The sequence below is a fragment of the Pseudoduganella sp. jia 12 genome (genome assembly GCF_055502675.1).
Genome location: NZ_JBUXKP010000006.1, coordinates 252,923 through 264,977 on the forward strand (window position 1 = coordinate 252,923; position 12,055 = coordinate 264,977).

General features: G+C 63.8%; 14 protein-coding genes. 6 read left to right on the forward strand and 8 right to left on the reverse strand.

What is annotated here, in order from left to right; genetic code table 11:
• Window positions 1-93 precede the first annotated feature (93 nt).
• Window positions 94-1,107: a transporter gene (locus tag ACY65G_RS15430; protein ID WP_464998199.1), complete on the forward strand. Its 1,014-nt coding sequence runs from the start codon at window positions 94-96 to the stop codon at window positions 1,105-1,107.
• An 84-nt stretch (window positions 1,108-1,191) separates the two neighbouring features.
• Here the strand turns inward: ACY65G_RS15430 and ybeY are convergent, their stop codons facing one another.
• From ybeY to miaB, 3 genes are all read right to left on the reverse strand, one after another.
• Complete coding sequence (gene ybeY, locus ACY65G_RS15435; protein ID WP_464998200.1) at window positions 1,192-1,662, reverse strand: rRNA maturation RNase YbeY; 471 nt, start codon at window positions 1,660-1,662, stop codon at window positions 1,192-1,194.
• A complete protein-coding gene (locus ACY65G_RS15440; RefSeq protein WP_464998201.1) occupies window positions 1,646-2,701 on the reverse strand; it encodes a PhoH family protein in 1,056 nt (351 codons plus the stop codon). Before ACY65G_RS15440 ends, ybeY begins: the two co-directional genes overlap by 17 nt.
• Window positions 2,702-2,788: 87 nt before the next feature.
• Window positions 2,789-4,120, reverse strand: coding sequence for a tRNA (N6-isopentenyl adenosine(37)-C2)-methylthiotransferase MiaB (miaB, locus tag ACY65G_RS15445; protein WP_464998202.1), 1,332 nt, complete (start codon window positions 4,118-4,120; stop codon window positions 2,789-2,791).
• 437 nt (window positions 4,121-4,557) lie between these two features.
• Here miaB and ACY65G_RS15450 point away from each other — a divergent pair, with 437 nt between their 5' ends.
• Window positions 4,558-4,920, forward strand: coding sequence for a hypothetical protein (locus tag ACY65G_RS15450; protein ID WP_130187622.1), 363 nt, complete (start codon window positions 4,558-4,560; stop codon window positions 4,918-4,920).
• A gap of 216 nt (window positions 4,921-5,136) precedes the next feature.
• Here the strand turns inward: ACY65G_RS15450 and ACY65G_RS15455 are convergent, their stop codons facing one another.
• Both ACY65G_RS15455 and ACY65G_RS15460 read right to left on the reverse strand, forming a co-directional pair.
• Window positions 5,137-5,979: an HDOD domain-containing protein gene (locus ACY65G_RS15455; RefSeq protein WP_464998203.1), complete on the reverse strand. Its 843-nt coding sequence runs from the start codon at window positions 5,977-5,979 to the stop codon at window positions 5,137-5,139.
• Window positions 5,976-6,263, reverse strand: a complete 288-nt coding sequence (locus tag ACY65G_RS15460) for a hypothetical protein (protein ID WP_464998204.1) — start codon at window positions 6,261-6,263, stop codon at window positions 5,976-5,978. The genes ACY65G_RS15455 and ACY65G_RS15460 overlap by 4 nt, the downstream gene beginning before the upstream one ends.
• Before the next feature lie 125 nt (window positions 6,264-6,388).
• On the opposite strand from ACY65G_RS15460, the gene ACY65G_RS15465 reads away from it, so the two are divergent.
• Genes ACY65G_RS15465 through ACY65G_RS15475 form a run of 3 tightly spaced genes read left to right on the forward strand, consistent with a single transcriptional unit; the run spans window position 6,389 to window position 8,233 of the window.
• Complete coding sequence (locus tag ACY65G_RS15465) at window positions 6,389-6,934, forward strand: DUF1697 domain-containing protein (RefSeq protein ID WP_464998205.1); 546 nt, start codon at window positions 6,389-6,391, stop codon at window positions 6,932-6,934.
• A gap of 14 nt (window positions 6,935-6,948) precedes the next feature.
• Window positions 6,949-7,353 carry a DUF3224 domain-containing protein gene (locus ACY65G_RS15470; RefSeq protein WP_464998206.1) on the forward strand — a complete coding sequence of 135 codons (405 nt, stop codon included), beginning with the start codon at window positions 6,949-6,951 and terminating at the stop codon, window positions 7,351-7,353.
• A 46-nt stretch (window positions 7,354-7,399) separates the two neighbouring features.
• Entirely contained in the window at window positions 7,400-8,233 is an 834-nt protein-coding gene (locus ACY65G_RS15475) for a ChaN family lipoprotein (RefSeq protein WP_464998207.1), read from the forward strand.
• Here the strand turns inward: ACY65G_RS15475 and ACY65G_RS15480 are convergent.
• The 3 genes from ACY65G_RS15480 to garD all read right to left on the reverse strand — a co-directional run bounded on the left by ACY65G_RS15480 (window position 8,223) and on the right by garD (window position 11,004).
• Window positions 8,223-8,375 (reverse strand): hypothetical protein, encoded by a 153-nt coding sequence (locus ACY65G_RS15480; protein ID WP_464998208.1) that lies wholly within the window; start codon window positions 8,373-8,375, stop codon window positions 8,223-8,225. The two genes, ACY65G_RS15475 and ACY65G_RS15480, sit on opposite strands and share 11 nt — an antisense overlap.
• A 133-nt stretch (window positions 8,376-8,508) precedes the next feature.
• Window positions 8,509-9,324: an NAD-dependent epimerase/dehydratase family protein gene (locus tag ACY65G_RS15485; RefSeq protein ID WP_464998209.1), complete on the reverse strand. Its 816-nt coding sequence runs from the start codon at window positions 9,322-9,324 to the stop codon at window positions 8,509-8,511.
• 111 nt (window positions 9,325-9,435) lie between these two features.
• Window positions 9,436-11,004 carry a galactarate dehydratase gene (gene garD / locus ACY65G_RS15490; RefSeq protein WP_464998210.1) on the reverse strand — a complete coding sequence of 523 codons (1,569 nt, stop codon included), beginning with the start codon at window positions 11,002-11,004 and terminating at the stop codon, window positions 9,436-9,438.
• 186 nt (window positions 11,005-11,190) lie between these two features.
• Here garD and ACY65G_RS15495 point away from each other — a divergent pair, with 186 nt between their 5' ends.
• Entirely contained in the window at window positions 11,191-11,883 is a 693-nt protein-coding gene (locus ACY65G_RS15495) for a FadR/GntR family transcriptional regulator (protein WP_464998211.1), read from the forward strand.
• Window positions 11,884-12,055: the final 172 nt, after the last annotated feature.

Below are 12,055 nucleotides of genomic sequence, written 5' to 3' on the forward strand. Positions count from 1 at the left end.
CACCAAACCGGCGGACGGGGCGCTTTTTATCAAAAAGTCATCGGCGCCATGCCGATGTCATCCTGATCTGGTAGGCTGGCGCCGGGAGGAAGCATGCAGGCGCTGGAATATGGATCGGATCAGAATGGATTGGTGTGCGGCTACCTGTTCGGGCGCGGCCCGGCGGCCGTGCCGATCGAGGCGGGCGAGGCTGCCGCGTGGCTGCGGGAAAGTACCGGCCAGCCGGACGAATTCCTGTGGCTGCACTTCAACCTGGCCAACACGGCCAGCGAAAAATGGCTGCGTGAACATGCCCGCCTGTCCGACGAATTCTACGATTGCCTGCACGAAGGCTCGCGCTCGACGCGCATCGAGCAGGCCGACGATACGCTGGTGGCCGTCGTCAACGACGTGCTGCGCGATTTCTCGTTCGAGCCGTCCGATATCTCCAGCCTGTATCTGTCGGTGGAACGGCAGCTCGTGATCAGCGCGCGGCGCAGCCCGCTGCAGGCGGTGGAGCGGCTGCGCCAGGCCGTGCGGCGCGGCGAGCCGATCGCCTCGTCGGTGGTGCTGCTGACGCACCTGCTGCGCGACCAGGCGGATGTGCTGACGCGCATCGTGCGCATGGCCACGGGCAAGGTCGACAACATCGAGGACAACCTGCTGTCCGGCCAGCTCAAGTTCAAGCGGGCCGACCTGGGCGCGCTGCGGCGCGTGCTGGTGCGCCTGCAGCGGCTGCTGGCGCCGGAGCCGGCCGCCATGTTCCGGCTGCTGCAGCGGCCACCCCTGTGGGTGACCGTGCAGGACCGGCAGGAATTGCGCGAAGCCAGCGAGGAATTCGCCGTCACGCTCAACGACATCGCCACCTTGCAGGAACGCATCAAGCTGCTGCAGGAAGAGATCGCCGCGCTCGTCAACGAAGGCAACAACCGCAGCCTGTATACACTGACGATCGTCACCGTGCTGGCACTGCCGATCAACATCATCGCCGGCCTGCTGGGCATGAACGTGGGGGGCGTGCCGCTGGCGACGGATGTCTCAGGCTTCTGGATCATCGCCGGGATCGTGGCCGTGTTCACCTGCGCCGCCGCGTGGTTCGTGATGCGGCGCCGGCGGGAAGTGGACTAGCGCAGGACTGCAAAACCGGTGACAGACACCAGTTATTTTGAAACACCTGTTCCAGAAAAAACGGTGTCTGTCACCGGTTTTGGCTTACTTCTCGGCGGCGTAGGGATCGGCGTAGCCGAGCCCTTCCAGCAGCTCGGTTTCCAGGCTTTCCATTTCCTCGGCCTCGTCGTCCTCTTCGTGGTCGTAGCCCTGCGCATGAAGCACGCCGTGCACGATCAGGTGGGCCGTGTGTTCCTCGACCGACTTCTTCTGTTCGGCCGCTTCCCGCTCCAGCACGTCGGTGCACAGGATGATATCGGCGCGCGTGGGCTCGTCGTCGGCGATCTCTTCCCCTTCGTTGTAGGCGAACGTCAGCACATTGGTGGCGTAGTCCTTGCCGCGGTACGCCAGGTTCAGCTGCTGGCCCTCGGCCGCGTCGACGAAGCGGATCGTCAGCTCGGCCGGCGCGAACAGCGCGGCCTTCACCCACTTGCGGATCAGCGGGCGGGTGATGGTTTCCTGCAGGCGGGTGTCGGCGTATTGCACCGACAGGGTCAGCTTATTTTTTTCGGACATTCCGGGCAGCGGTCTTGACGGGTTTCAGCAATGGCGCGATGTCGGCGGTGCTCTGGTGGGCGCTGTCGTAGGCGTCGACGATGCGGGCCACCAGCGGGTGGCGCACCACGTCTTCGCTGGAGAAGTGCGAGAAGGCGATGCCGCGCACGTCGCGCAGCACGCCGATCGCATCGACGAGGCCGCTCTTCTGGCTTTTCGCCAGGTCGACCTGGGTCACGTCGCCGGTCACCACGGCCTTGCTGCCGAAGCCGATCCGCGTCAGGAACATCTTCATCTGTTCGACGGTGGTGTTCTGCGCCTCGTCGAGGATCACGAACGCATGGTTCAGCGTGCGGCCGCGCATGTAGGCCAGCGGTGCGATTTCGATCACCTGCTTCTCGAACATCTTCTGCGTGCGGTCGAAGCCGAGCAGGTCGTACAGCGCGTCGTACAGCGGGCGCAGATAAGGGTCGACCTTCTGCGCCATGTCGCCCGGCAGGAAGCCCAGCCGTTCCCCGGCCTCGACGGCGGGGCGGCACAGGATGATGCGCTTGACGGCATCGCGTTCCAGCGCATCGACGGCGCAGGCCACGGCGAGGTACGTCTTGCCGGTGCCGGCCGGGCCCACGCCGAAGCTGATGTCGTGTTCGAGGATGTTGCGCAGGTAGCGGATCTGGTGCGGCGTGCGGCCGCGCAGGTCGCTGCGGCGCGTCTTCAATACGGGGCTGGCGATCTCGGGATCGTTGAACGGCGGTTCTTCCTCGTCGTCGCCGTCCGGCACGGCCTGGCTGGTGCGCTGTTCCACGAGGCCCAGCTGGACTTCCTCGATCGGCACGGATTTGTCGGCCACCGCGTAGAACTTTTCCAGGATCTGCACGGCGCGCTCGGCATTGGTGCCGCTGACGATGAATTTCTCGCCGCGCCGGAAGATCGTCACATCGAGTGCCGCCGAGATCTGGCGCAGGTTTTCATCGAGGGGGCCGCACAGGTTGGCCAGCCGCGTATTGTCCAGCGGTTCGGGGATGAAGTAGTGCGGTTGTACTGGAGTCTTTGTTTTCAATGGTCGGTCAGGGCAGAGTGGCGCGGCGGGCGTGAATGTTCGGATGAGTGTTCAGACGAATGTTCAGATGAATGTTCAGATGAATGTTCAAGCAAGTTCGCCGCGCAGGGAATAGGACAGGCTTTCCGTAATCGTTACGTCCACCATCTTGCCATGCAGTGCGGCCGGCGTGTCGCCACCATCGAACAGCACGGTGCGCGTGTTGCCGGCGCGGCCGGCCAGCTCGTTGCCGCCGTTCTTCGATGGCCCTTCGACCAGCACGCGCATCGTCCTGCCGACCATCGCGGCGCTGTGCCGCTTGGTGTTGGCGTCGATCAACGCCTGCAGGCGCTGCAGGCGCGCCAGCTTGACCTCGTGCGGCGTGTCGTCGGCCAGGTTGGCGGCCGGCGTGCCGGGGCGTTTGCTGAAGATGAAGCTGAACGAATTGTCGAAATCCACGTCGCGGATCAGCTTCATCATCGCCTCGAAATCCTCTTCCGTTTCGCCGGGGAAACCGACGATGAAGTCCGAGGCGATCGTCACGTCGGGCCGCACGGCCTTCACCTTGCGGATGATCGATTTGTATTCCAGCGCCGTGTAGCCGCGCTTCATTGCGCCCAGGATCTTGTCCGAGCCGTGCTGGGCGGGCAGGTACAGGTGGTCGGCCAGTTGCGGGATGCGCGCGTAGCAGTCGACGAGGCGCTGCGTGAATTCCTTCGGGTGGCTGGTGACGAAGCGGATGCGCTCGATGCCGGGAATTTCCGCCACGTATTCGATCAGCAGCGCGAAGTCGGCCTGCTGGCCATCGGCCATCTGGCCGCGGAACGCATTCACGTTCTGGCCCAGCAGCATCACTTCCTTGACGCCCTGTGCGGCCAGCCCGGCCACTTCGGTCAGCACGTCGTCGAACCGGCGCGACACTTCCTCGCCGCGGGTGTACGGCACCACGCAATAGCTGCAATACTTGCTGCAGCCTTCCATGATCGATACATAGGCGAACGCGCCATCGACACGTGCCGGCGGCAGGTGATCGAACTTTTCGATCTCGGGGAACGTGATGTCCACCTGCGGCTTGCCGCTGTGGCGGCGCAGTTCGATCATCTTCGGCAGCCGGTGCAGGGTCTGCGGGCCGAACACGATGTCGACCTGCGGCGCGCGCTTGACGATCGCCTCGCCTTCCTGCGACGCCACGCAGCCGCCCACGCCGATCACGAGATCGGGATTTTTTTCCTTCAGCTTGCGAAACACGCCCAAGTCGGAAAATACCTTCTCCTGTGCCTTTTCGCGCACCGAACAGGTATTGAGGAGGATGACGTCCGCATCTTCCGGACGGTCGGTGCGCTCCAGGCCGTCCGTGGCGCCGAGCAAGTCCGCCATCTTGTCCGAGTCATACTCGTTCATCTGGCAGCCGAAGGTCTTGATGAATACTTTTTTCTGCATGGCCGGCAGTTTACCGTAATTCGACCTGGTGAAATACGGAAAAACTTCCGATGCCAACAGGCATGCGGCTTTCCGGCTCATCAATATCAGCTTGGCAACTCTGTCACTGCTGAGTTGACTGTTGTAACAATTTCCCACCGGTTCTATCGTGCGCTGCCTGCCCTATGCGTGTGTTGAAATAGCATTGTTGTCAAGTATTTCAGCGAAAGATTGATATTGATTAAATCTTCGCTTGGCATCGCTAGGCTGGAGCGTGCTTGTTTGGGCATAGAATTTTGTAGAAAGTGCAAGTTTCTACCCCGATGGTCGCCGGCCCTTGCGCCAGATACATGGCGTACTCGTTCCGGAACGGATTTTTTGGAAAACGAATGTAGAAAACTGCAATCTTTCCTAATGTACGGAGCAGCATCTATCAACTATATCGACGAGGATCAATCATGGCACACCACGCACTCTCATCCCAAGAAAGCTATAACCCGAATCACCTGCTCGATATTCTGCTGGGCAAGATGCAACTGAAAAACGATGCCGCCCTGTCGCGCCTGCTGGAAGTCGCGCCGCCTGTCATCAGCAAGATCCGCCACCACCGCCTGCCTGTCGGCGCGTCGCTGCTGATCCGCATGCATGAAGTGACCGGCATGAGCATTCGCGACCTGCGCGACCTGATGGGCGACCGCCGTACCAAATACCGCCTGTCGGATGCGCAGGGCCGCCCGAAGCCAGAGGAAAAGGCCGCACAACAGGCTGCCGCCGCCGCCCAACAAGCCCAGCAAAAGCCAGAGGGCAACTACACGCACTGAGCCTGGCTGGCCGGAGTTTTCGCTCCGGCCGACCTTCCTGTGTTGCATGTCTCGCAGCCGGCAGCTTGACCAGCCCGCGATTTTCCGCGGCAGCCGTTTCCGCTGCCCGTCTTCTTCCTGCCTGATTCTTTCTGCCTGATTCTCCCTGCCGGATTCTCCCTGCCGGATTCTCCCTGCCGGATTCTCCCTGCCGGATTCTCCCTGCCTGACTCTCCCTCACGGCAACAGCACCGGCGCCATCGCCGCGAATCCCGTTTCCGTTTCCTCGAACACACGCAGGCACGCTGCCTCGTCGAGCTGCAGCGCATGCCACGCCACGGCCGACAGCGGTGGCACGAGCTCGTCCGCAACGCCGGCCAGGTCCAGTCCATGCGCGATCGCGTCCGCCACGTGGATGATCGTGGCCAGGAACCCGGCGCCCGGCACTTCCGGCGCATGGTGGTGGCCGATGGCGAGCCGCATCGTGTCCGAAAAGTTCCAATGTCCGGCAAGCGCGAGGCCGGCATCCACGTGATCGATGCCCAGCACGGCACGCTCGGCGTCGAGCCACTGCGCATCGTGCGCGCTGCGCCAGGCGATCACGCGCGCATAGCGATCGGGGAAGCAACTGACCAGCGCCAGGCGGCCGACATCGTGCAGCAGCCCTGCCGTGAAGGCGTAATCCTGGTTGAAGCGCACGTGGCGTGCCAGCGCCCCGGCACAGAGGGCGGTGGCGATCGCGTGCCGCCAGAACGCCGGGTGCGAAAAGCCGGGGCAGCGGTTTTCGGGAAAGCAGCCCGTCAGCGCCGCGGCGGTGATCACGTTGCGCGCGGTCTGGAAACCGAGGTAGGTGATCGCCTGCTGGATCGTGGTCACGCGCACCCGCAAGCCATACATCGCCGAGTTCGCCAGGCGCAGCGTCTTCGCCGTCAGCGCCTGGTCCTGCGCGACCTTTTTCGCCAGCACGGCAATGTCGACTTCCTCGGCATCGATGCTGTTCAACAGCTCCATCACGACCGCCGGCAGCGAGGGCAGGTCGTCCAGGTTCCGGACGATATCGTCGTGGCGCAGGGGATTCATCTTGTCACCCCGGAACGCCATGCATGCAGGCTAGCGCGCAGTTCGGCGCCAGCCCAGGCATCGGCACCGGCCGGGTCGAGCTTGCGGAACAGGTAGTCGACGCGGTCGCGCGGTGCAACGAGCACCGGCAGTGCGTCGATACCGTGGCGTGCCAGCGAAGCGAGCATGGCCGGAGTCAGCACGGTTCCCCCAGGCAGCAGCAACTCGCCCTGCGCATCGCGCAGTTCGCCCGACAGCACCATGCCGGCACGCGCTTGCGCCAGCGGCAGTTCGCCGATCTCCATCGCATCCTCCTCGTCGAGAACCGATCTTACACCAGGCATTCCACGGCGCGGTCCGGTCCGGCCGGGGCCGCAAGCCGGGCGCCCGCTTCGACGTGGCTGACGCATACTGCGCTAAAGGAGGAGTCATGAGCACACAGCGGCAGGTTGCCCTGCTACGGGGAGTCAATGTCGGCCGGGCCAAACGCATCGCCATGGCGGATCTGCGCCAAGTTCTGGGCGACCTGGGTTTTTCCGGCGTGCGTACGCTGCTCAACAGCGGCAATGCCGTGTTCGACTGCCCCGCGGCCGACGCGGCGCGATCCGCCATGCGCATCGAGGAAACGCTGGTGCTGAAGCTAGGCGTGCCCGCCCGCGTGACCGTGCTCGATGCGCAGCAGCTGGCCGAGGTCGTCGCTGCGAACCCGCTGCTGGACCTGGCGACGGATCCCGCACGGCTGATGGTGGCGGTGCTCAGCAACCCGGCCGACCATGTCAAGCTGGAAGCGCTGGCGCACCAGCAATGGCAGCCGGAGGCGTTCGCGCTGGGGCAATGGGCCGCCTATATCTGGTGCTGCGATGGCGTGCTGGCCAGCCGTGCCGCCGCGGCGATGGGCAACCTGCTGGGCGATGCCGTTACCACCCGCAACTGGAGTACCATTACCAAATTGCATTCTTTGGCAATGGAAACTTAACTCGGGAGACGGGCATGGCGCAGGTCAGCGGGGAATTCGATGTGAAACTGGTGCCGGAAATCCTGGCCGCAGGCAGCGAGGGAACAGGCATCGAGCGCATGACGCTCGACAAGCATTACCACGGGGCGCTCACGGCGACGGGCCGCGGCGAATTCCTGTCCTTCCGCAGCCCTGTGCCCACATCGGCCGTGTATATCGCGCTCGAGAAGGTCGACGGCACGCTGGAAGGGCGCGCGGGCAGCTTCCTGCTCCAGCATGCCGGCGTGATGGGCGGCGCACATGCCGGCCTGCGCATCCTCATCGCCCCCGATTCCGGTACCGGAGAACTGACCGGCATTGCGGGCACGCTGGGCATCCGCATCGAGAACGACAAGCATTACTACGACCTCGACTACACGCTGCCCGCCGCGGACCGGTAAGAGCGGCTTCGGTTAGACTGGCCGTTTTCCGTTACCGACGAGTCACATGAAACATCTCCCGTTCGTTGCCGTGCTGGCCGGTGCTCTGCTGGCCGGCTGCGGCATCGTCAAGAAGGACAGCGCTGCCGGCCGCCTGACCGGCATGCAGGATGCCGCCAATCCCCAGGTGCTGCTGCTGGGCGAGGTGCACGACAATCCCCAGGGCCACAAGCTGCGTTTCGCGGAATTGAAGAAGCGGGTCGACGCCGGCTGGCATCCCGTGATCGCGATGGAACAGTTCGACCACGAAGACCAGCCGATGCTCGATGAGGCACAGAAGGGCTGCGTGGATGCCGGCTGCGTCATCCGCGCGATGAACAAGAAGGGGTGGGACTGGCAGCAGTACTATCCTGTGATCCAGCTGGCGCTGGACAAGCACCTGCCGATCGTGGCCGTCAACCTGTCGCGCGCGAACGCCTCGAAAGTGGTGCGCGATGGCGTGGCATCGAGCTTCGACGCGAAGACGGTGGCGGACTACCGGCTCAACGAACCAATCTCGGCCGACTGGCGCAAGGCACAGGAAAACGAGATCCGCACCGGCCATTGCAATATGCTGCCGGACATGATGATCCCCGGCATGGTCGACGCCCAGATGGCGCGTGACATCTGGATGGCCAGGCTGATCCGCGACCAGCAGCCGCGCGACGTGGTGCTCATCGCCGGCAACGGCCACGTGCGCAAGGACATCGGCGTGCCGCGCTGGCTGAACGCCTTCGGCGGCAAGCTGACGGTGAAGGCGATCGGCTACGTGGAAGGCGGCGGACAGAAGGAACTGTTCGACGAGGTGCGGAACATCCCGGCACAGAAGCGCGCCGATCCCTGCGCGAAGTTCAAGAAATAATGTTTCCGAAAACCGGGGGCTTTGCAGGGGGTGACGCGGGGATTTCGTGGAGCATGCTCCACGCCTGCGGAACGATGCGGCCCTGCCTGGCCGCAGCTTCGCAGAGCATGCTCTGCGCCTGCAAAGCGGTGATGGCATGCATGCCATCACTCCTTCCGGCCCACATTCTTCGGACAACAAAAAAGGGCGCATGGAAGAGGGTGCTGACCTGCATGTCATCACCCGCTGCGCAGGCGAGGAGCAGCACTCCTCGAAACCCCTGCTCCGCCCTTTGATCAGTCCTTGTACATCGGCCCGTCGAAGATGAACTTACCGCCGTGGTAGTTGAAGGTGGCGTCGTCCGCCGGCGGGTATTCGCCGGTTTCCGGCACGTCGGCGCGGAACTGTTCCGACGAATCCTTCGGCTGGAAGCCCAGGTGGGCGGCCTTGCGGTTGTCCCACCACTGGCGCTTGTTGTTCGAGGCGCCGAACAGGATCGTGTGGCCCACGCGCGGGGTCAGCAGCGATACGCGCAGCGCTTCCACCAGGTCGTCATAGGACAGGTACGTGCACATCATGCGCGGGTTGTTCACCGACGGGAACGACGAACCGATACGCAGGCACACGGTCTCGATGCCGGCGCGGTCGAAGTAGTAGCGCGACAGCTGCTCGCCGAAGACTTTCGAGACGCCGTACATGCTGTCCGGGCGCGGCGGATCGTCCGCGTCGATGACCTGCGTTTGCGGGTAGAAGCCGATCGCATGGTTCGACGAGGCGAACACGATGCGCTTCACGCCGTGGCGGTGGGCCGCCTCGTAGATGTTGTACGTGCCCTGGATGTTGGCGAACATGATGTTCTCGAACGTGTTCTCCGTCGAGATGCCGCCGAAATGCAGGATGGCGTCGACGCCTTCGACCATCTTCAGCACGGCGGCCTTGTCGGCAAGGTCGGCCTGGAAGATCTCTTCGCCTTCACCGGCTTCGCCCATGTCGCCGATGTCGGACAGGCGTACCACGTCCGCCCATGGCTTGATCCGCTCGCGCAGCACTTTACCGAGGCCGCCGGCCGCGCCGGTCAGCAACAGGCGCTTGAAAGGTTTTTTCGTCGTCATTGTCGTCTCTTGAGTCTCGTACAAGGTTCGGGAAGAAGCATCCTAACCGAATCCGCCGGGGCCGGCGGATTCAGGGGGGAAATACGCGGAAGCTTGATTTCTTGTCCGGTGTCAGGTCACCGGCGCCGGGTTGAACAGGACCAGCGCGTTGTGCAGTTTCCAGTGCTCGGCCCAGGTTCTCTTGCCGCTTGCCGTATCCAGCAGCAGCTGGAACAGTTCCCAGCCCACGCTTTCGATCGTTGCCTCGCCGGTGGCGATGCGGCCCGCGTTCACGTCCATCAGGTCGTGCCAGCGGCGCGCCAGGTCGTCGCGCGTGGCCACCTTGATCACCGGGCATTCGGCCAGGCCGTACGGCGTGCCGCGGCCCGTGGTGAACACGTGCAGGTTCATGCCGGCCGCCAGCTGCAGCGTGCCGCAGATGAAGTCCGAGGCCGGCGTGGCCGTGTACAGCAGGCCCTTCACGCCTTTCGTGCTGGCCTTCTCGCCCGGCGACAGCACGCCGGAAATCGGCACGCTGCCCGACTTGACGATCGAGCCCATCGCTTTTTCCACGATGTTCGACAGGCCGCCTTTCTTGTTGCCCGGTGTGGTGTTGGCGCTACGGTCGACACCGCCGCGTGTCAGGTACGCGTCGTACCACGCCATCTCGCGGATCATTTCCTCGGCCACTTCGGCGTTGATGGCGCGCGAGGTCAGCTGGTCGATCCCGTCGCGCACTTCCGTCACTTCCGAGAACATCACGGTGGCGCCGGCGCGCACCAGCAGGTCGGTGGCGAAGCCCACGGCCGGGTTGGCGGTCACGCCGGAGAACGCGTCGCTGCCGCCGCACTGCACGCCGACCACCAGGTCGGATGCCGGGCAGGTCACGCGCTGGCGCTTGTTCAGCACTTCCAGTTGCGCCTCGGCCGTCTGCATGATCGAGTCGACCATCGACATGAAGCCCACGTTGCCGGCATCCTGCAGGCACACCACCGGCGGCTCGGTGGCGACGGTGTCGTCCTTGCGGCGGATCTGGATCGAATTGGCCGGGAACAGGCGGGTCGGCTGCAGCTTTTCGCAGCCGAGCGAAACGACCATCGCCTGGCCGCCGAAGTTCGGGTTCTTGCTGATGTTGTGGATCGTGCGGATCGGGATGTTCGCGCCCGGCGCATCGATCGCCACGCCGCAGCCGTAGGTATGTTCGAGGCCGACCACGTCGTCCACGTTCGGGTATTTCGGCAGCAGCTCGGCCTTGATGCGCTTCACGGCGAATTCGACGACACCGGACACGCACTGCACGGTCGTCGTGATGCCAAGGAGGTTGCGGGTGCCGACGGAGCCGTCTTCATTGCGGTAGCCCTGGAACGTGTAACCCTCCAGCGGCTCGAGCGGCGGCACCTTCACGGTGGCGATGGGCAGGTTGTCCAGCTCGCGCGCCGGCGGCATTTCCAGCAATTGCTCGGAAACCCAGCTGCCTTTTGGGATGTCGCGCACGGCGCGACCGATCGAAACGTTGTAGCGCAGCACGCTCTGGCCCTGCGCAATGTCCGTCAGCGCCACCTTGTGGCCCTGCGGCACGCCTTCGACCAGCGTGAGGCCATCGTCGAAAACGGTGCCCGCCGGCAAGCCGCCATCGTTGACGACGATCGCCACATTGTCGTTGGCGTGCATGAGGATACGGCGCGGAGTGCTCGCTGTCATGGTTCTGTCCTGAGGGGCCGGCTGCGCTCCCGATCGCTGCTGTTGTAGTGGTGCAACGACCAGACGTACCGGCGAGTTGTCTGATGACTTCAGTATGACAGATGCCCAAATTTTTGGCTAGTCCACATTGCTCATTTGGTCTGACCGGTTTAGAATGGCCTGACCAAATAAAATATTAAAAACAAGATGCTGAAACGTCCTCCCGCTCCGCAAGAGAACCATGAACCGCGGCTTTACCGCGTGGTGGCGGATCGCATCGCGCAGTTGATCCGCGAAGAAGGCATCGAACCCGGTGCGCGACTGCCGTCCGAGCGCGACCTGGCCACCCGGCTGGCCGTCAGCCGCGCTTCGCTGCGCGAGGCGCTGATCGCCCTGGAGCTGGGCGGCGTGATCGAAGTGCGCGGCGGTTCCGGCGTGTATGTGTGCGAGGTAAAACAGGAAAGCAATGTGCCGGAAGCGGGTCCGGGGCCTTTCGAGGTGTTGTCCGCGCGCCGCCTGATCGAGGCGGAGGTGGCGGCGATCGCTGCCCGCGTGGCCACCGACAACGCGATCGACGCGATCCTCAAGGCGGTCGAAGAGATGGAGGCGCACCACGCCAACAAGACGACCAACGAGATGGCCGACCGCAATTTCCACCTGGCGATCGCCCGCGCCACCGGCAACGGCGCGCTGGTGGGCACGATGGACTACCTGTGGAACCAGCGCGGCCGGCTGTGGCACAAGCTGAAGGAGCATTTCCAGACGGAAGAGCTGCGCCAGGAAACGCTGAAGGACCACCGCCGCATCTTCGAGGCGATCGCGGCGCACGATCCGGCCGCCGCACGGCGCGCCATGCGCTCGCACCTCGAACGCGTGACACGGACGTTCTCCCGCGGCTGAGGACGAAGGCAGCAGCAGTACAGGACAAGCAGTACAAGACAAGCAAGACAGACAGGCAAAAAGACAGGCAAGAAGACAAGCAAGACAAGACAGGCAGTACCGGAACAGGCAATACAAGAACAAGAAGTACCGGAACGGCATTACAAGAAACGACAGCAGCGTGGCGCCGCAT